Raw genomic sequence first — 20,255 nt, forward strand, 5'->3', positions numbered from 1 at the left:
ATCCTTTTCTTAAGCAGGGGCGGCCTATAACGCTGGAGTCGAAGGGGGTCAATGGGATTCGAATGCCCGAAATTGCAGGGCCGAACCCCCACCCCCCTCGCCTGTCAGTGCGTCTTCCATTCGATGGTTCGAACGTCGCCGTCGCGCTCGATTTCGGCATCCTGCGCGCTTTCTTCGGCCGCGTGCTCGGGATGAAGCGCGGCAAAGCGCAGCACTGCAAGCCCGCCCAACGCGGAAAGGAGCGAACCCAGCAACACGCCCAGCTTGGCCTGATCGATCAGCTCGGGTTGCCCCGGGAAAGCCAGCGCCCCGATGAACAGGCTCATCGTGAAGCCGATTCCACACAGCAGCGCAACGCCGTATACCTGGAGCCAGGTAGCACCGCGCAACCGCGATCCGACACCCAGTTTCACGGCCAGCCAGATGCTGGCGAAAATGCCGATCTGCTTGCCGAAGAACAGCCCCGCCGCGATCCCCAGCGGCAAGGGCGCGAGAAGCTGCTCGATGCCCACGCCCTCAAGCGAAACGCCGGCATTCGCAAAACCAAACACCGGCACGATCGCAAAGGCCACCCAGGGCTGAAGCCCGTGTTCAAGCCGGTGAAGCGGTGAGTCTTCGGCATCGGGCTGCCCCGGCGTCTGGATGATCGGGATCGTCATTGCGGCAAGCACGCCCGCAATGGTGGCATGGACGCCGGACAGCAGCACCGCCAGCCACAGCAGGACAAAGCCGGTAATATACGGCCACAACACGCGCACGCCACTGCGGTTCATGACATACATCACGCCCAGAATGGCCGCCGCGGCAAACAGCGCCGCACCGTTGATGCTCGCCGTATAGGCCACCGCGATGATCGCGACCGCGCCCATATCGTCGACAATCGCCACGGTGGTGAGGAACAGTTTGAGCGAGGTCGGCGCGCGGCTGCCGAGCAGCGCCAGCACACCGATCGCAAAGGCAATGTCGGTCGCCGCCGGAATCGCCCAGCCGTTCGACAGACCCGCCGTCCCCCCGGCAAAGGCCAGATAGATGAGCGCCGGAACCCCCATGCCCGCGGCGGCGGCAATCACCGGAAGGCGCCGCTGTTCCCAGCTTGCAAGGCGGCCGTCGACGAACTCGCGCTTGATCTCGAGGCCCACCAGAAAGAAGAACACCGCCATCAACGCATCATTGATCCACAGATGCACCGTCATCGGCCCCAGCTTGTCGCTGAGCACCGGGCCGGTCTCTGCATGCAATAGATGGTGGTAGGCGTCGGCAAGCGGGCTGTTCGCGATCACCATCGCAACTGCGGCCGCAACCATCAGGACGATACCGCCTGCAGCCTCATTTTCCAGAAATGCCCGCAGCGCCGAACGCGTACGAACTCGTTGTCTGTCCAGTCGATTTACCATGTCCCCCCAACTCCTAACGGCTGGAGGCCGTGGTGAAAACACTTTAAGGCCGGTGCAAAGCCTGCCGCGAAGGGACAATTGATGACCGAAACCGACGCCGCCCGCCCCAGCCCGCGCTCCGGCGACCTTCCCATGCTCATCCGCCGCTGGTGGCGGATCAACGTGATCAAGAGCGTCGAGCATGAAGAAATTCTCGCCAAGGTGCGCGAGGAAGCTGGCTGGGACGCGCGCTATGCCTTCATGATTCTCATGTCCGCTGGCATCGCGGTTCTCGGTCTGCTGCTCTCCTCCCCGGCAGTTGTCATCGGGGCAATGCTCATTTCCCCGCTCATGGGGCCAATCATCGGACTGGGCTTCGCGCTGGCGACGTTCGATGCCGCCGAAATCCGTCGAACCTTGAGCGCGCTTGCCGGCGGCACGTTGCTCGCCGTGCTCTTCTGCGCGCTGGTCGTTGCGCTCTCGCCGCTGCAGAATGTCACAAGTGAAATCGCGGCGCGGACGCGGCCCAACCTGTTCGATCTTGTGGTTGCGCTGTTTTCGGCGCTGGCAGGTGCCTATGCGATGATCCGCGCCCGCGCCGGCACCGTGGTTGGCGTGGCGATCGCCACCGCGTTGATGCCCCCGCTTGCGGTGGTCGGCTTCGGCCTTGCCACCTGGAACGGCACGGTATTTTCGGGCGCGCTCCTGCTGTTCATCACCAACTTCGTGACCATCGCGGTATCGGCCGCCGTCATGGCACGGCTCTATGGTTTCGGACCGCGCCTTTCGCCCAAGCAAACGCTGATCCAGTCGGCCGTCATCCTCGGCCTGTTGCTTGTGCTTGCGGTGCCGCTCGGCATCACCCTGCGCCAGATCGCGTGGGAGGCGGTCGCATCACGGCAGGCGCGCGACGTCATCAGCAGCAATTTTCCGGCAAGGGCGCGGATCAGTCAGGTCGACTTCGATTTTGGCGCAGAACCCCTCCGCGTTTCCGCGACGATGCTGACCCCCGAATATCAGGGCGCTGCGGAACGCCATGTCACCACGACCCTGACCCAGCTATTCCACCGCCCTGTCGAAGTGTCCCTTCAGCAAATCCGCATCAACGCCGGTACCGGCGCTGCCGAGGCTGCACAAATCGCCCAGGCGCAGACGAGCGATCAACAGCGCTTGCAGGAACAGAAGATCAGCGATGTCGCCGCCCGCCTCGCGCTGGTCAGCGGCGTCAGCCCCGATGCCGTCCTTGTCGATCAACAAAAGAAGCGTGCCTTCGTCACGGCAACGCCGCTGCCAGGCGCGGGCCTTGCCACCTACTACACGCTTGAACAGCGGGTGGCGGCGACCGAGCCAGACTGGAAAATCGCGCTGATCCCGCCTGCGGCTCCGCTTCCCGATATGCCGGTGCGCGAAGGCAAGCCCGATGAGTCGGCAGTCGCAGTGGTTGCATGGGCAGCCGCCCGGCTGAACCTGCCCGTCGGCGTATCCGGCCCGACAGCAACCCGGGACGCCATCATCGCCGCACTGACCGAAAAGGGTGTTCGTGCAGAAGCGGCGCAGGGAAACCCCGAACTGCGCTGGCTTATTCCCGCACCCGTCAGCGAACCGTGAACATAAGGCTGTCGACCGGTTTGCCCGCCGGATCGATCAGTTGCAGCCGGTGCGATCCCGGCCCGGCAAGCACAAGGGGGCGCGCATCGGCCGCCCCCAGATCGCGCCGATCGAGCACAAGGCGGTGCCCGGTCACTTCGCCCGTCACCTGTACCGCCATGCGCTGGCGATCGATCGGAATATCCGGATCGATCGCATAGACGCTGCCCGCAACCGGGCTGACGATCCGGGGGCGGCGTGCCGTGGCGGGTGCAGTTCCCATCAGCGCCTGCCCGGTGCCGCGCAGGAAAAATTCGGTCCGCGCCGGTTCAATGCCCCCCGCAAAAGCCACACGCCGCGTCTCGACCCCGCTGGGCATCGCTGGTGCACGGCCCGGTTGGTCGGCATGGAGCGCGCGCATCACGTCGCGCCACACAGGTGCTGCCCCGCTGGTCCCCGAAACCGCGCGCATGGAATCGCCCTCGAGATTGCCGATCCAGACCGCCACGGTGAACCGATCGGAAAAGCCGATGCACCAATTGTCGCGCATCGCCTTTGAGGTGCCGGTCTTCACCGCCGCCCAGAACGGAAGGCGCAGTGCGCTGTCGAGCCCGAAGGCGCGGGCGCGGGCGTCGGGGTCGGCCATCATGTCGGCGACGATCCAGCTGGCCTGCGGGGTATAGACGGGTCGCGGCTTTTCGCGCTTTTCATCGGGCTTCAGACGGATGGGGGACCAATTCCCCCCCAGCGCCAACGCCCGGAAGGCCGCCGCCTGCTCCATCAACGTCACCTCGGCCGAACCGAGCGCGAGCGAGAAGCCGTAATATTGGCCGTCCTCGGTCAGCCCGTGATAGCCGCTGTCCCACAGCCGGTCGCGGAAACTGTCGACCCCGGTCAACAGCAGCGTGCGCACGGCGGGCACGTTGAGCGATCCCGCCAAGGCGCTACGGACCGACACTGGCCCCTTGAAATCGCGATCGTAATTTTGCGGCACGTACAGGCCCGATGCCGTATCGAGCTGAACCGGGCTGTCATCAAGGATCGACGCGGCGGTGAGATAACCGTGCTCCAGCGCCTGCGCATAGAGGAAGGGCTTGAGCGTCGAACCTGCCTGCCGATACGCATTGGCGCCGTCCACCGCCGGCGCGGTCGATCCACCGCCCACCCCGCCGACATAGGCCAGAACATCGCCGCTGGCGTTGTCGACAACGACAACAGCACCGTCGCGCGCGCGGTCGCTCCCCAAGCCCTGCAACTGGCGAACGAGCGCGCCAGCGGCGATCCGCTGGGTGCGGGCATCGAGCGTCGTCGTCACCTTCATGCCCGCCTCGGTCAAAAGCCGCTGAGACAGATGCGGCGCCAGGCCGGGATCGAGCGCCAACCGTCGCACCGGGCCGAGCATGTCGATAGCCGCGGCCCGGATCGCCGGGCATTCCCCGGCCCCCGCAAGCGCGCAGGCGCGCCGCCCCAGTTCCTGCGGCCCGGCGCGTGGGCGCGGGAGCAACGCCGCAAGCAGCCTTGCATCGGTTTGCGACAAGGCATCCGGCGTCTTGCCGAACAGGCCCAGCGCCGCCGCCCCGATCCCCTGCGCTTCCCCCCTGAACCCGGCAAGGTTCAGATAGGCCTCCAAAATCTCGTCCTTGCTCCAGCGGTTTTCGATCATCCACGCCGCGCGCATCTGGCGCGCCTTGTCCCGCCAGCCGCGCGTGCCGGGTGCCTGAAGCGCGGGCGCCAGAAAGCCCGCCAACTGCATGGAGATCGTACTGGCGCCGCGCGGGCGGTTGCCCTGAAAACGCGCACGCACCGATCCCGCCATCGCGAACCAGTCGACGCCGCGGTGCTGCATGAACCGGCGATCCTCGGATGCCATCAGCGTTTCGCCCACAATCGGCGCGATCTTGTCGAGCGGGGTCCAATCCAGCCGCCGCGCGGCGAAATCCACGCGCATGCTGTCGATCAACACGCCGTGGCGATCGTACAGCCACGCCTCGCTCGGCCGCCATTCGCCCCGCACCGTCGCATAATCGGGCATGGGCGGGGGCAAGGTGGCGAACCATCCGGCGGTGAACAGCGCGAAACCGGTGCCAGCCCCGCCTGCCGCAAGCCGGACCTTCCACGGCCAGCGTCGCCAGCGCTGCCACATCGCCTTCACCCCGGCCATGCCCTTCAAGACCGGTCCTTCCCTCGCCTCACTGCAGCACCACCGTTACTGGTGCGTTCGGCACCGCTGCGCGGATATCGGGCGAATAGAGCGCCTCCACCCGCGTCGGCGGCAAGCTGAACCGGCCCGATCCGTTCAGGCGCACCGCATAGGACACGGTGAACTGGCCGCGCGGCACCCATTCGAAATAACCGCGCCACGCATCCTTGCCGCGCTCGACATAGCTGGGCTGAACGCCCTGCGCATTCGCCCCGCCCTCTTCGGCGAGCATGGCGGACTGCCCACCCAGGCCGCCGATGATCGTGCCGCCCGGCGGCACCGGATCGTTGACAACCACCCAGTTGCGTTCCGCGCTGGCATCGACGGTAATCGTCACGCGCAGCACATCGCCGCGCGTCAGCCGGCCCTTCACCTTCTGCTGGATCACATCCACCTTGCGGGCAAGCTTATAGCCGGCCGACAGGGGCTGCGTCAGCGGAACCGCGGCCCGCACCGAAACCATCGCCCATGGCCCCGCCCCGCCCGATTGGTTCAGGATCAGCGGCGCCTGGGCCGCGGGCAGTTTCAGGCGCAGCGGCGCCGCATCCGCCTTTTGCGGCCAGCCACGGCTGAGCGCCTGTTCGCCGAGCGAGACGCTCGTCGTCCCGGCAATCGCGGTGGCGGGATAAGCAGCGGCAAAGCGGCGCACCGCAAGGGCGCCCCAGGCATTGGCCGTTGTCGTATCCCAATGGCCGCGACGCTGGCGCATCGCCGTGCCCATCATCATCCGGCCGCTATCATCTTGCCAGCCGGGTTTCCCAATCGTCGCGATCAGCGCCTTCACGGCCATCTCGTCGCCCGACGACATCATCCACCACGGGGCGGTGCCGCTGTCGGTAAGGTCGATACGCGATCCTTCATAAACCAGCCTCTGGCGCAGCACCTGTTCGGCCGCAGCCCAAAGCTGACCGGCATTGGACAGCCCTTGCGTCCGGTCGATCGTCACCAGCCAGTCTGCCAGCACATTGGTCGGCATGTCCTGCGGGGCAAGGCCGATCTGCCCGATCATCTGCGGGGTCGCAGCGCCGTTGCGTGCGAGTGCCGCCAGCGCGGCGATGCGGGTCAGCCGGTCATCGCCCGACCACTGCGCCTCGCGCGTCAGGCGACCGTCGATCACCGCCATCATCGCGCGCTCCATCCGCGCCTTGGCGCTTTCGGGGATCTGCCAGCCCATTTCCGCCGTCACCGACAGGACATAGGCGGTCAGCGCCTCCGATCCCTGCAACTGCTCGGTCGGGAAGTAGCGGACCAGCCCGTCACTATCGAGATAGGCGGGCAATTCGCCCGCCAGCCGCCCCCAGGCCCCCGCATCGCCCAGCACGATCGCGCGCGAAAGCTGCTGTTCGAAACAGCTATAGGGATAGGCGGCCATATAATCGCGCACCCCCGCCATTGGCGGCGCCAGCGTATCGGACAGGCGGATATCGACGCTGCCCATATTGGGAAGCGCGCCCTTGGGTGCCGTGATCGGCAGTTGGACGCCGCCTTCGTTCACGCGGACGAGCGACGCGGCCCAGGTTTCGATGGGCACCGCAGGCACAACATCCTGCGACACGACCAGCCGGTCGACCGCGCGGCCGTCTTCGGCCTTCGCCTCGACGGTCCATTCCAGCGTGTCGACCCCGGCGGGTGCGGGCAGGTTCCACGTCACCGGCGCGGCGCGGCCCGGCGGCAGCATCACGGTCAGCGGCGCGCCCACGGCCACGCCGGGGTTCACCTTCACCGTGGCCGTCACCTTCATCGCGCGGTCCGACGCGTTGCGCAGCGTAAAGCTGGCGCCGTAATAATCGCCGGTCCGCACCAGGGGCGGCAGCCCCGAAAAGATCGTCAGATCCTGCGCCGTGCGCACCGTCGTCTCGCCCGTGCCGAACAGATTGGGGCCATCGGTCGCAATCGCGACAAGGCGGAAGGACGAAAGCGAATCCGACAGCGTCACCGGGATCCGCGCCCTGCCCTGCGCATCGAGCTTGACGCGTCCTTTCCACAACAGAACGGGGCGGAAATCCTCGCGGTTTAGCTGGGACAGATCACCGCCCCCGCCGCCCCCGGCCTCCACCGCCTTGCGGCCATAATGGCGCTTACCAACCACCTGAGTCTGCGCGGTTGAGGTCAGCACCGAAAGCGGGCGCTCATCCATCATCGCGTCGAGCATCTTCCAGCTGTCATTCGGGGAAAGCTGCAGCAACGCTTCATCCACCGCCGCAAACGCGATCTCGGCCGATGCTGCGGGTTTGCCGTCGGGGCGGTTCACCGTCACATCGACCTGCGCGGTGTCGCGCACCGAATATTTGTCGCGGTCGGCCTTCACGTTCACACCTAGGCGATATTCCTCCCAGCCGACCGAAACCTTGGCGATGCCCAATCGGTAGCTCGGCTTGGCCAGATCAACCAGTGCGGTGGGGCTCGCCCCCTCGCGCGAGAAGAAGGGCAGGTTCCAACGGCGCGCCAGATCGGCAAGCCACAGCTTGAAACCGCCCACCCGGCCGCGCACCGCCATCACCGAAACATAGACATCGGGCGCATAGCTGCCCGGCATCTTCACCTCGACCACCGGGTCCTTGCCCGACAGCGTGGTGACAAAGCTCGACAACACCCCCTCGCGCTCCACCGTGACAAGCGCGGTCGCCTCGCGGAACGGCATGCGCACCTGAAAGCGCGCGGTATCGCCCGCCTTATAGTCCTTCTGCTCGGGGATCAGGTCCATCCGGTCGCCATTGTCGCCGCCGAACCACCAGTCATCCTCCCCCGCCAGCCATACCGAGGTCGACGCACGGGCAATATTGCCGTCATCATCCTCGACCGTGGCGACGGCATAGACCTCGCCCGACACGCCGGGATCGAGCGCGCATTCGGCAAGGCCCTGCGCATCGGTCTTGACCGAGCAGCCTTCCTTCAGCTTCGTCGTGCGCGCCTGGTTGTCATAGGCATAAAAACCGCCGATCAGTCGGCGCCGCGCCGTAAGTATCTCGCGGCTGTACAGCGCAACCTCGATCCGCCGCCCCGCAACCGGCTTGCCCGACGTATCGAGCGCAACCAGCTTCAGCCGCAGATCGTCTTCCTTCATCATCCAGCCATCGGTCTTCATCCCGACCCGGATCGCGGCGGGATAAAGCGGTATGCGGCGCGTGGCGGTCAGTATCTCGCCATTGGCGTCCTCATAATCCATCTCGATCGCCATGTCGGTCATCGTGTCGATCACCGCCGGAATCTCGATCGTCGACTTGGCCGTCCCCTCTCCGTTCAGCGTGACCGGGATTGTCTGGGCGGGCGGCAGCGGCTTTTCGATTTCCTCGCCATCGCCGTTCAGCGGCACCGTCCCTTCCTGGACCGGGCGACCGTTGAATTGCCAGCCGTCCCAGCCCTTGGCGCTGTCATATCCACGCGTGAAAGCCGTGCGCACGCGCACCGGCAGATTGGCCGCGCCGCCGCCCGAGAGATAACCGACGAACAGGTCTATCGGCAGCTGCTTGGGGCGCACCGCCGCATCCTTGGGGCCGGTAATCGTCGCCCGCATCGTCGGCAGGCGGAATTCATCCACCTTCACTGACTGGCTGGTCCAGATCGTCTCGTCGCCCTTCTGGACGACAAGATCATAATCGCCCATCGGCGCGCCCTTGGGCGCCGTCCACATCGTTTCCCCGATGCCGTCGGCGCCCATCACAAGCGGCAGCTCGAATTCGGTGCCCGATCCGCGGTGGCTCAGCTTCAGCACACCGTTGAACGCGGCCGCCATGCGAAATCCCTCCGCCACCGGGCTGCGCATGACATGCTTCATGTTGACCGTCTCGCCCTGACGGATGAGCGTGCGGTCGAACACGGTGTGAAACAGATCGCGGTTTTCGCTCCAGCCAAAGGGCAGGTCGAAATCATAGGGGCGGATGCCCTTGCCCCAATCGGTAAGCGTGAAGCTGAAATCATCGCCCTTGCGCGCAGATATCATCAGCGGGTGCGCGCTGTCCTCGTTCCGGCAGCTGCCATAGGTTTCGGGTTCGGGCAGTTCCTTCAGCAGCACGCGGCCGTCGCCATCGCTCTTGCCCGTGGCCAGCGCCTTGCCGCTGCAGCTGTCGGTCACGCGTATATCCGCGCCGGCAACCGGCTTGCCGCTGTCGAGCGCGGTCACCCACGCAAGCGAGGCGCCCCGCCCCCATTTGAAATGCACGCTCATATTGGTGACGAGTACGCCCGCCGTCACATAGCGGACCGCCTTGCGCCCCAGCAGCGCTTCGCCCAGCCTTGGGCTTGCCAGCTCGACGACATAAAATCCGGGCTTACCGAGCGGGATTCCGACCACCTCGAAATCCTTGCCCTTGCCCGGCAGCTTGATGTCGAGCGGCTCGCCCTTGCCCGCGATCAGCGCCTTCGTGCCCGTATAGTTGACGGTCACATCTTCACCGCCGCGCTTTTCGGCGCGGTGGTCATTTTCGGCGGCTTCATCGATGTCGCGCAGCCATTTGGCGATCTGCCCGTCCGATCCGTCGACGCGCAGCGCATTGCCGCCCACCGACAGGTTGCGTCCCTGCAGCGCCGGTTCAACATTGCGCACGGTCACCGGCAACACCCCGCCTTCGCGCGCCTCGATGATCCCGAAATCGGCGGAAAACTTCACCAGCGGGGGCGCTTCGTCAAAGCGCACCTCCAGCGGAAAACGCTGCTGGTTGGTCAACGCCCGTCCGCTTTCGTCCTTCACCGCTTCGGGCAGAACAAGCTTTGCCGTGGTCGCGGCGGGAAGCGGCGCCTCGAACGCAACTTCGCTCACCGTTGCCGCGCCCTTATTATCGACCTTGGGGCTGATCTTCTTGCCATCGGGCAATTCGATCCGGATCGCCTTGGCCGTCTCGGTCGCGATCGGTGCCGAGAAACGCACCCATGCCTTCTGGACCGGGTTACACCCGGCCTGCGGGTTGACCCGCGCGCATTCAAAGCGCGCCGCGAATTCCTTGCGCACGGTAAAGTCGAAACGCTGGTCACGCCCGGCCAGCCGCCCGGCGCCTTCGATATTCTGGCCCCAGACCAGCGCCATGTCGCGCCCGGCCGGCAGCGGGCGGCGGCATTTCACCGCGGTGATCGTGCTCCACGCCTTTTGCTGTTCGGCCGCGCTCGATGGGATCGCCGTCGGCAGCCCCGCCTGTTCAAGGAAGTTGGTCACGGCATAGCTGTCGGGCCCAAGCCCGCTCAGCACCTTGGCAACCGCATCCGCCCCCAGAACGTCGAGCGCGATCTTCTCGCCAACGCCGTCCACCGCACAATAGCCGTTCTGCGCCACCGAGGCCGGATCAGGCCGCACATTCGCGGCCACGAGGAAAAGCTGGTCCTCCTCGATATCGTCCCAACGATTGGGGAGCACCGCGCGCACCGATGGTCCGCCGGTGTCGACGGTAAAGCTCCGCTGCCCGCCCACCACTTGCCCGGCCAGCGTCTTCAGCCCGTCCTTCAGCTTGAAGGTGCAGCTCACCCCGCCCGGCAGCGCCTTTTCGAAATCCCAGACAAAGGTGCGCGTGTCGATCCAACGGCCCTCCCCGCCCATGGGGCACGAAACCGCCACGGGGCCGGCGGCACGCGGATCGCCAAGCGGCGCCATGTCCGCCGAAAAGCGCATGGTGAACCGCTCGATCGCGCCATCGCCCGATCCGGGTGTCGCCAGTTCCACCTGCGGCGCCTGATCCCCCGAGGCGGCAACCGGCGCAAGTGCAAGCGCCAGAATCGCGAAGCGCACACCCTTACTCAACATTCAAATCTCCATTCAGCTACGGGCGAGCTGATTCACCGCGATAATAAATTCAGCCAAATATTGGGTTTTTTTGGCAAAACTTGCAATTCCCGTAATTGTTACGGAAGCTCATCGAAATCCGAATCGGGGGAAATCGGATGGAAGAGCTTTCGTTGATTGCTGCAGGGGTGGCGATCGTCGCGCGCGAACTTGTGCTGTTTGCCGCCATATTCTTCCTGATCGGCGGCATCGACGATCTGCTTGTGGATATAGCGTGGATCCTCAACACCTTCTGGCGGCGGACGGTCGTCTACCGGAAGCGTCCGCGTGCAAGCCTTGCCCACTGGATCCCGCCGAGGCGGCCCGGATGGCTCGTCATCTTCATCCCGGCCTGGCACGAAGACGCCGTCATCGCCCGGATGCTGCGCACCGCGCTCAGCCGCTTCGATCATCCCGACTATACGCTTTATGTCGGCACCTACCCCAATGACCGCGCAACCATCGCCGCCGTGGCCGAGGTGGCGGCGGGCGATCCCCGGGTGCGGATGGTTATCAACAGCCGCCCCGGCCCCACCACCAAGGCCGATTGCCTCAATGCACTGTGGCGCGCGCTCCAGCGCGACGAAGCCTGGCGCGGGCAAAACGCAAAGGCGGTGATCCTCCACGACGCCGAAGATGTCGTCCATTCGGGCGAACTGCGGATATTCGATACGCTGATCGAGCGGTTCGATCTTGTCCAGATCCCCGTCCTGCCGCTGGCCGATCCTCAATCCCGCTGGGTGTCCGGGCATTATCTCGACGAGTTTGCCGAAAGCCATGGCAAGGGCGTGCCGACACGTGAGATCATGGGCGCCAGTGTGCCATCGGCGGGGGTCGGCTGCGCCTTTTCGCGGATCGCGCTCGGCCGCATCGCGTACGACAAGGGCGGCGCACCGTTCGACAGCGAAAGCCTGACCGAAGACTATGAGCTCGGCCTTCATATCGCCGCACTTGGGGGCACGGGCATCTTCGCCTCGGTGCCCGTCACGCCGGGGGGCGCCCCCGTCGCCGTCCGCGCCCATTTCCCCGCGCGCTACACCGATGCGGTCCATCAGAAATCACGCTGGATGGCGGGGATCGCGCTCGCCGGCTGGGATCGGCTGGGCTGGCAGGGCGGCCTAGCCGAATTCTGGATGCGCTTACGCGATCGCCGCGCGCCGCTCGCCGCCCTCACCCTGTGCGCCGCCTATGCCGGGCTTTTCCTCTCCGCGCTATGCTGGGCCTGGTTCGCGGCCACCGGGCAGACGGTGCTCGACATTCCAGCGGCAATGCAGTGGCTGCTCATCGCCAACGCGCTGCTGCTCTTCTGGCGCATGGGGATGCGCATCTGGTTCGTCCACCGCGTCTATGGCTGGGGGGAGGCTTGGCGCGTCCCGCCCCGGATGGTCATCGCCAACATCATCGCCATCGCCGCCGCACGCAAGGCGCTTGCCCGCTATCTGACGATGCGGCGCGGCGGCGCGGTCGAATGGGGAAAGACCGCGCATGTCTTCCCCGAAATCGCACCGGTCGAGTGACGGCGGCGCCATGCTCAACGCCCGCCCCATCCGCTTCGTCCTCGGCGTCCTGCTGCTCTGGACCGGCGGTCGCGCCTGGATGCTGATGGATAGCCCAATGGCGCAGAAGTCAGAGACCGAGGCGACGGCCCGCTTCACGCCCGTCGCACGCCCCATCCACCGATCAATACCGACGCCCGATTTGGCGCAGGCTCATATGCCCGCTGAACGCACGCATCGCGAACCGACCTCTATATCCTATCGCGCCCCCTCGCCCGCGCTCCGCTTCCCGCCCGTCCGTCCAACAACCGAAGCCGCATCCGGGGCGTCTTCGGTAGCATCTCCCGCCCCTGCCATCCCCCTTGCCGTGGTCGATCCCCGGGTCGCCGCGCCGCGCGGTGCAAACAGATGGAGCGGCTATGGCTGGGTGTTCGCGCGCGAGGGCGGCTCGCCCGGTCTGGCTGGCGGCGGGCAGTTGGGCGGTTCGCAGGCAGGCCTGCGCCTCGATTATCGGCTGACCGACACGCTTGCGCTCACCGGGCGCGCCTCCGCGCCGCTCGAAACCCGTCGTGGCGCCGAAGCCGCGATCGGGCTGAGCTGGCGCCCAAGGCCGGAACTCCCGCTCACCATCATCGCCGAACGCCGCATCGGGCTGGATCGCGGCGGGCGCGACGCCTTTGCGCTGATGGCGGCGGGCGGCGTCGGCCCGGTCCTCCTGCCCGAGAAGTTCCAGCTCGAAAGCTATGCACAGGCCGGCATCGTGGGTGCGCATCGGCGCGACGGCTTTGTCGACGGCGCAGCCACATTGCTCCGCCCCGTCAAAAAGGGCGATCATGTCGCCGCGATGGTCGGGGTCGGTCTGTGGGGGGCCGCCCAGCCCGATGTCACCCGGCTCGATATCGGGCCGCGCCTCAAGCTGCGGCTGGGGGAGGGCAACACGGCGCTCGGCATTGCGGTGGATTGGCGGTTGCGGGTCGCCGGCAACGCGCATCCCGATTCCGGGTTGGCCGTCACGCTCGACGGCAGTTTCTAAGTCCGTTCGAAAAAAGAGCTTAATTCCGCACATCGAGCGCAAATCGCGGCTTTCCCCGAATCCGATCAGGGGCTAGGCCTGAGCGCAGGATGGATATCTACCTGCCCATCGCCAATATTTCCGTGAACGCGCTCGTCATCATCGGGCTTGGCGGGCTGGTTGGCCTGCTTTCGGGAATGTTCGGCGTCGGCGGCGGCTTTCTCACCACCCCGCTCCTTATCTTTTACGGCATTCCGCCCACGGTCGCGGCGGCATCGGCCGCCAGCCAGGTCACCGGTGCCAGCATTTCGGGGGTGTTCGCGCATGTCCGGCGCAACGGTGTCGATTTCCACATGGGGATCGTCTTGGTCGTCGGCGGGTTGATCGGATCCTTTCTGGGCGCGGGCATTTTCCGCTTGCTGCAGGAAACCGGCCAGATCGATACCGCGATCGGGCTGCTTTACGTCGTGATGCTGGGCGGCATTGGCGGATTAATGGCCAAGGAAAGCCTTTCCGCGATCAAGGCGATGCGCACGGGTACAACGCTTCAGGTCAAGAAACGCCGCCACCATCCGCTGGTCGCGGCGCTGCCCATGCGCTGGCGTTTCTACCGCTCGGGCCTCTATATCTCGCCGCTCGCGCCGCTCATCCTTGGTGCGGTCACCGGCATTCTCACGATGATCCTTGGTGTCGGCGGCGGATTCATCATGGTCCCCGCCATGCTCTATCTGCTCGGCATGCCGACCCAGGTGGTGGTGGGCACCTCGCTCTTCCAGATCCTGTTCGTGACGATGGGCGCCACGATGATCCACGCCACCACCACCAAGGCCGTGGATATCGTGCTCGCCGCGCTATTGCTGATCGGCAGCGTCACCGGCGCGCAATATGGCGCGCGCTTCGCGATGAAGATGAAGCCCGAATATCTGCGCCTGCTGCTTGCGCTGATGGTGTTGCTCGTCGCGATCCGCATGGCGCTTGGGCTCGGCTGGCGTCCCGATGAAATCTATTCGGTGGCGCTGTCATGAAACTCTGGCTGGCTTTTCTCGCCGCGCCGTTCCTGATCGGCGCCGCCGAGCCGGTGCTGGTGCCCGACGTGTCGCAGCGCAAGGTGGAGATCATCTACAGCTTCACCGGTGCCGAACTCCTCGCCTTTGGCGCGATCCTCTATCCCGGCGGCCGCATTCCCGAAAAGCCCGCCGATATCGCCGTCATCCTGCGCGGCCCCACCCAGTCGGTGCTCGTCCGCGAAAAGCAGAAGATCGTCGGTATCTGGGTCAATGCCGACAGCGCGCGCTTTCGTTCCGCCCCCGCCTTCTATGCCGTGGCGTCGTCACGCCCGCTCAAGGAAATGGTCGACGAACGGACCGCCTCGATCTTCGAACTCGGGCTCAGCAATCTCCAGCTCTCGCCTTCGCAGATCGGTTCTCCCGGCGAGCAGCAGCGGTTCGAAACCGGCCTGATCGATCTTCGCAAACGCACCGGCCTGTTCGTCGAGGAAGCGCATAATGTCGAGATCACCGACGGCGTGCTCTACCGCGCCCGCATCCCCATCCCCGCGCGCGTGCCCGTTGGCCGCTACACCGCCGAAACCTATCTGATCCAAAATGGCCGGGTGATCGCGGGCGCCAGCCGCGATGTCGAAATCCGCAAATCGGGTTTCGAGCGTTATGTCGCCACCGCCGCCGAAGACAGCCCCTTTGCCTATGGCTTCGTCGCGGTCGCGCTGTCGGTGCTGCTCGGCTGGGCGGCGGGCGCCATTTTCCGCAAAGGCTAAGGCTGCGCACGCGGTCAATTATATCTTTACCCTGATATCGTTACTGCTCACGAAACGAGCTGCACCGGGCGTGCACAACGGATGAGTCCATAGGGGGATGGCTTTCAATGAATGATTATATCGGTAGCGACGCGGAAACCCTGGTCGCAGCCGCGCCTCCCCTGCCAAGCGCCCCGTCGATGGACACGGCTCCGGCGGGCACCTTTGACGGGGTGGAGATCGGCAAGGTGATCGAGGTCTCCGGGTCGGGCGCCCGGATCGAGCTTGATGCCCATGTGCTCAAGAAGCTCGCCGCTGACGGCGATCCCAGCATTTCTATGGCCGGGCAGGTCAGCAGCCAGATCAAGATGCGTGTCGGCGTGCAATGGCTCGTCGCCAATGTGAAGACACTCCGTTTCGATACTGCGGCATCCGACCTGATCATCGCCGAGATCGATTTCATGGGCGAAGGCAATGAAGCGACGCAAAGCGGCCGCATCACCCAGTTCCGGCGCGGCATCACCCGCTATCCCGTCCCCGGCACGCGCATCTATCCGGTGTCGAGCGAGGATATGCGCCAGATGTACGCCGCCGCCGAGCGCCCGCATATCGAGATCGGCACCGTCTATCCCACGCGCGATATTCGCGGCGCGCTGTTCGTCGATTCCCTCCTGGGCAAGCATTTCGCGCTGCTCGGCTCGACCGGCACCGGCAAGTCGACCTCGGCCGCACTCATCCTCCACCGCATCTGCGACATGGCACCCGAGGGCCATATCGTGATGATCGATCCGCACGGCGAATATTCGGCGGCGTTCAAGGACAATGGCGCACTCTACGACGTCAACAATCTTGCCATGCCCTATTGGTTGATGAACTTCGAGGAACATTGCGAGGTGTTCGTCACCGTCAGCGGCAATGAAGGGCAGCTCGACCGCGACATTCTCGCCAAGTGCCTGCTCGCCGCGCGCGCCAAGAACCGCGCGGCCGAGGGCATTTCGAAACTCACGGTCGACAGCCCCATCCCCTATCTGTTGTCCGACCTCACCTCGATCCTCCAGACCGAAATGGGCAAGCTCGACAAGGCCGGCAGCAGCGCCCCCTATATGCGCCTCAAGACCAAGATCGACGAGATCAAGGCCGATCCGCGCTACAGCTTCATGTTCTCGGGCATGCTCGTGGCCGACAGCATGGCGAACTTCCTCGCGCGCATCTTCCGCCTGCCGGGCGACGGCAAGCCGATTTCGATCATCGACGTGTCGGGCGTGCCGTCGGAAATCACCTCGGTCGTGGTCGCCGTGCTCAGCCGCATGGTGTTCGACTATGCGATCTGGTCGCGCGGGGAACCGCAGCGCCCGGTGCTGCTCGTCTGCGAGGAAGCGCATCGCTACGTGCCCTCCGACCGGGTCAACACCGGGGCGTCGGTGCGCAAGATCCTTGAGCGCATCGCCAAGGAAGGCCGTAAATACGGCGTCTCGCTCGGCCTCATCACCCAGCGTCCGTCCGATCTTGCCGAAGGCGTGCTCTCGCAATGCGGCACGATCATCGCGATGCGCCTGAACAACGAACGCGATCAGGCCTTCGTCAAGGCCGCCATGCCCGAAGGCGCCAAGGGCATGCTCGATTCAATCGCAGCGCTGCGCAACCGCGAATGCATCGTCTGCGGCGAAGGCGTCGCCATCCCGATCCGTGTCGCCTTCGACAATCTGGAACCCGAACGCCGACCGGCATCGAGCGATCCGCTCTTCTCCGACCTGTGGCGCGAAACGGGTGGCGAAGCCGATATCCTCGGCCGCGTCATCAAGCGCTGGCGCTCACAAGGTCGCTGATCTCATGACCAGGGGGGACCTAGATCCCCCCTTAGCCGTTTTCCACCGCCCTAAATCTCGGTCAGCGCCGCCAGCGTCAGATCGTGGATCTCCGCGTCGCGGTGCTCGCGTACCTTCTGCGCCCAATCGGCATCGGCCAGCAGCGAGCGGCCAACCGCCAGCAGATCGAATTCGCCGCGGTCCATCATCGCGCATACCGCACCCAGATGGGCGAGCGCCGTCCGCGGCAGGCTCGCCGTTGGCTGCGCCGCCTCTTCCTCGGTGAACAGCCCGCCCAGCCCCACCGATCCGACGGCGATGGTGGGCTTGCCCGTCAGCTGCCGTACCCAGCCCGCCAGATTGAGCGTGCTGCCGGCAAAGGCCGGTGCCCATACCTCGCGCTGCGAGCAGTGGAAAACATCCACACCCGCCTCCGCCAACGGCCGCACCAGCGCCGCAAGTTCTTCCGGATCGTCGGCGATCCGCGCGTCATAGGCCTCGATCTTGAACTGCGAAATCCGCATCAAAATGGGGAAATCGGGTCCCACCGCCTCGCGGCACGCCGCCACCACTTCCGCCGGGAAGCGCGCACGCTTCTCCGCGCTGCCGCCATAATCGTCGGTGCGCCTGTTGGTCGCGTCCCAAAGAAACTGGTCGAGCAGGAAACCGTGCCCGGCATGGATCTCGATCCCGTCGAAACCGAGCGCCTTCGCGGTGCGCGCCGCCGCCGCATAGGCCTGCCGCACCTCTTCCAGATCCCGAGGGCTCATCACCCGGCCGCTTGGCTGCCCGCCTTCCAGATCGCCAAGCGCAAGACCGCTCGGGCCGATCGCATCGCTGCTCGCAAAGCGCTCGGTCACCCGCGCCATCCCCGTGTGCCAGAGCTGCGGCATGATCTTGCCACCGGCCGCATGCACCGCCGCCACGATCTCGCTCCAGGCCGCAAGCGAAGCATCGCCGTGGAAAAGCGGCCCGGTCCCGTCATAGTCGGCCAGGTCATGGCCGATCGCGGTCGCGCCGGTGATGATCAGGCCCGTTCCGCCCTCGATCCGCTTGCGGAAATAATCGGCATAGCGTGCATCGGCTATCCCCTGCGGCGCATGCGCCCTCCCCATCGGGGCCATGACAATCCGGCTCGACAGGGCCAGCCCACCTGCGGCGAACGGCTCGAACAACACTGTCCTGCCACTACCCGCATGATCCTCGTTATCGCGCCCGAATGTCACCTTTCGCCTTCCTCTCCGGTTTTATTTTCGCCCCCCGGTTGCCACCGAGGCACGCTTGCGTCCACCCGTGGGAACACAGCGCGACATGTTTTCCGTTTGCCAGTCAGGATTCGGGTGTTGCCGCGACTATCGTACATCAGGAACAGACCATGCAGATCGCGGTGCTTACATTTGACGGGTTCAACGAACTGGATTCGTTCATCGCCGCCGCGATCCTCAATCGGCTGCGCGCGCAGGGCTGGGCCGCGCATATCACCGCCCCCGCCGCGCAAGTGACCTCGATGAACGGGGTTACCGTCACGCGGCAAAAGGACATGGATTTCCTCTTCGAGGCAGACGCCGTCCTCATCGGCAGCGGGATCCGGACGCGCGAGATCGCCGCCGATGCGGACATGCTGTCGCACATCCGCCTCGATCCCCGCCGCCAGCTTGTCGGCGCGCAGTGCTCGGGCACGTTACTGCTCGCAAAGCTCGGACTGATCGGCACCTTGCCTGCCTGCACCGATCTCACGACCAAGCCCTGGGTGATCGAGGCGGGTGTTGATGTGATCGACGCGCCCTTTGTCGCGCATGGCAATGTGGCAACGGCGGGCGGCTGCATGGCCTCGCAATATCTGGCCGCATGGATGATCGCGCGGGTCGCCGGACGCGAGGCCGCCGAAGCCGCGATCCATTATGTCGCGCCGGTCGGGGAAAAACAGCAGACGATCGACCGTACCTTCGCGGCAATCCACGCTTTCCTGCCTGTGGATAACTTTGCAGCGGCCTAGTCCGCTATCGGCGCGCGGCGCTTCCTGTTAGGAAAGGCGCATGCACGCCTCGCCGCATATCGACCTCAATATACGCAGCTATGCGGTCGATCTCGGCGCCGATCGGCATGATTTCGCGCAGCTGGTACTGCCGCTCGGCGGGCGCCTGTTCATGGATATCGGCGGCAGCGAACGCGCGATCGACCGGGGCCATGCCGCCTTTGTCGGGGCGGGCGCCGCCCATTCGCAGGTGGGCGAGGCCTCGGCACCCCACAGCGCGATCATCCTCGATCTCGATGCCGCGCGCATCGATCCTGCGGTGATGGAGCGGCTGTCGGGCGCGCCCTATGTCCCGCTCAGCCCCGCCGCGCACAAGCTTGTCGATTTCATCACGGTGCTGCTGCGCGATCAGGGTTCGGTCACCGGCGCCTTGCCGTTCTGGACGCCGCTTATCCTCAATGCGCTGGCGCAACAGCCCGCGCACGCTCGGTCCCGGCTCACCGCAATGATGGCACAGGTCGAATCCGATCCAGGCGCGCCGTGGTCCACCGAGAGGATGGCCGCCCGCGCGGGCACCAGCGTCAGCCGGCTGCACGCCTATTTTCGCGACACGCACGATACCACGCCGCACGCCTGGCTGACCGGACTGCGAATGGAGCGCGTGCGCCAGTTGCTCGCCGACACCGATCTGCCGATCGCCACCCTTGCCTATCAGGCTGGCTTTGCCGATCAGAGCGCGCTCACCCGGGTAATGCGCCGCACGACCGGGCTCACCCCGTCCGCCTATCGCAAGCTCCACCGCCCGGCAGGGCGATAGCCAATTACCCCGCGTCGACGCGCAACCGGGTCAATTTGATCGCGGCGATCCGCCACACGCCCCCGTCCTTGCGATACTGCTCATGATAATGGCCATAACCATGCAGCCATTTGAACGGCAGCGCCGATCCCTCATTCACCCACAGCTTGTCTTCCATCGCCCAGATACCGCTCGCTTCGTCGGCGCCGGTGAACTCGATTTCGGGCATATGGCCATGATGCACCGTCGCAACCTCGGCCAGCATCGGCGCGATCATCGCCAGATAGGCATCGGCGCCGTGGATCAGCTGCGCCTCGTCCCAGCCGCCGGTGGACTGGCGGAAATCGGCGATCAGATCGTCGGCGAAACAGGCGCGCAGCCCATCCCAGTCCTTGCTGTCCATCGTCCGGAAATACCGCGCCTTCAGCGCATGAATGGCCAGCACATCGGTCAGGTCCGCCTGCAGCATCCTCTCCCCTTTTTACCATGCAGTTGTTGGGCGCGCCGCTTTT

At 65.5% G+C, this 20,255-nt stretch carries 13 protein-coding genes; 8 read left to right on the forward strand and 5 right to left on the reverse strand.

From position 1 onward, the window contains the following. Nucleotides 1–104: 104 nt before the first annotated feature. Complete coding sequence (gene nhaA, locus QYC26_RS05560; RefSeq protein WP_317514408.1) at nucleotides 105–1,394, reverse strand: Na+/H+ antiporter NhaA; 1,290 nt, start codon at nucleotides 1,392–1,394, stop codon at nucleotides 105–107. Between the two features lie 81 nt (nucleotides 1,395–1,475). Here nhaA and QYC26_RS05565 point away from each other — a divergent pair, with 81 nt between their 5' ends. Then, entirely contained in the window at nucleotides 1,476–2,981 is a 1,506-nt protein-coding gene (locus QYC26_RS05565) for a DUF389 domain-containing protein (RefSeq protein ID WP_317514409.1), read from the forward strand. Here the strand turns inward: QYC26_RS05565 and pbpC are convergent. Both pbpC and QYC26_RS05575 read right to left on the reverse strand, forming a co-directional pair. Beyond that, entirely contained in the window at nucleotides 2,968–5,121 is a 2,154-nt protein-coding gene (pbpC, locus tag QYC26_RS05570) for a penicillin-binding protein 1C (RefSeq protein ID WP_317514999.1), read from the reverse strand. The genes QYC26_RS05565 and pbpC overlap by 14 nt on opposite strands. A 28-nt stretch (nucleotides 5,122–5,149) precedes the next feature. Further along, nucleotides 5,150–10,888, reverse strand: a complete 5,739-nt coding sequence (locus QYC26_RS05575; RefSeq protein WP_317514410.1) for an alpha-2-macroglobulin family protein — start codon at nucleotides 10,886–10,888, stop codon at nucleotides 5,150–5,152. Between the two features lie 137 nt (nucleotides 10,889–11,025). On the opposite strand from QYC26_RS05575, the gene QYC26_RS05580 reads away from it, so the two are divergent. The 5 genes from QYC26_RS05580 (at nucleotide 11,026) to QYC26_RS05600 (ending at nucleotide 16,993) form a co-directional block, all read left to right on the forward strand. Then, nucleotides 11,026–12,423: a glycosyl transferase family protein gene (locus QYC26_RS05580; protein WP_317514411.1), complete on the forward strand. Its 1,398-nt coding sequence runs from the start codon at nucleotides 11,026–11,028 to the stop codon at nucleotides 12,421–12,423. Then, entirely contained in the window at nucleotides 12,392–13,435 is a 1,044-nt protein-coding gene (locus QYC26_RS05585) for a hypothetical protein (RefSeq protein WP_317514412.1), read from the forward strand. Before QYC26_RS05580 ends, QYC26_RS05585 begins: the two co-directional genes overlap by 32 nt. A gap of 89 nt (nucleotides 13,436–13,524) precedes the next feature. Next, nucleotides 13,525–14,439, forward strand: coding sequence for a sulfite exporter TauE/SafE family protein (locus QYC26_RS05590; RefSeq protein WP_317514413.1), 915 nt, complete (start codon nucleotides 13,525–13,527; stop codon nucleotides 14,437–14,439). After that, nucleotides 14,436–15,188, forward strand: a complete 753-nt coding sequence (locus tag QYC26_RS05595) for a TIGR02186 family protein (RefSeq protein WP_317514414.1) — start codon at nucleotides 14,436–14,438, stop codon at nucleotides 15,186–15,188. The genes QYC26_RS05590 and QYC26_RS05595 overlap by 4 nt, the downstream gene beginning before the upstream one ends. 107 nt (nucleotides 15,189–15,295) lie before the next feature. Then, the gene (locus tag QYC26_RS05600; protein ID WP_411197630.1) at nucleotides 15,296–16,993 is read left to right on the forward strand and encodes an ATP-binding protein; all 1,698 of its coding nucleotides are present in this window, start codon (nucleotides 15,296–15,298) and stop codon (nucleotides 16,991–16,993) included. A 50-nt stretch (nucleotides 16,994–17,043) separates the two neighbouring features. On the opposite strand, the gene QYC26_RS05605 is transcribed toward QYC26_RS05600, so the two are convergent. Beyond that, on the reverse strand, nucleotides 17,044–18,198 hold the full coding sequence (locus QYC26_RS05605; RefSeq protein WP_317514415.1) for a 12-oxophytodienoate reductase: 1,155 nt from the start codon (nucleotides 18,196–18,198) through the stop codon (nucleotides 17,044–17,046). Between the two features lie 149 nt (nucleotides 18,199–18,347). Here QYC26_RS05605 and QYC26_RS05610 point away from each other — a divergent pair, with 149 nt between their 5' ends. Further along, complete coding sequence (locus tag QYC26_RS05610; protein ID WP_317514416.1) at nucleotides 18,348–18,968, forward strand: DJ-1/PfpI family protein; 621 nt, start codon at nucleotides 18,348–18,350, stop codon at nucleotides 18,966–18,968. 40 nt (nucleotides 18,969–19,008) lie between these two features. Beyond that, on the forward strand, nucleotides 19,009–19,764 hold the full coding sequence (locus QYC26_RS05615) for an AraC family transcriptional regulator (protein WP_317514417.1): 756 nt from the start codon (nucleotides 19,009–19,011) through the stop codon (nucleotides 19,762–19,764). 4 nt (nucleotides 19,765–19,768) lie between these two features. Here the strand turns inward: QYC26_RS05615 and QYC26_RS05620 are convergent, their stop codons facing one another. After that, the gene (locus QYC26_RS05620) at nucleotides 19,769–20,212 is read right to left on the reverse strand and encodes a nuclear transport factor 2 family protein (protein WP_317514418.1); all 444 of its coding nucleotides are present in this window, start codon (nucleotides 20,210–20,212) and stop codon (nucleotides 19,769–19,771) included. Nucleotides 20,213–20,255: the final 43 nt, after the last annotated feature.

Source organism: Sphingomonas sp. C3-2 (genome assembly GCF_033025475.1).
Taxonomy (GTDB): Bacteria; Pseudomonadota; Alphaproteobacteria; order Sphingomonadales; family Sphingomonadaceae; genus Sphingobium_A.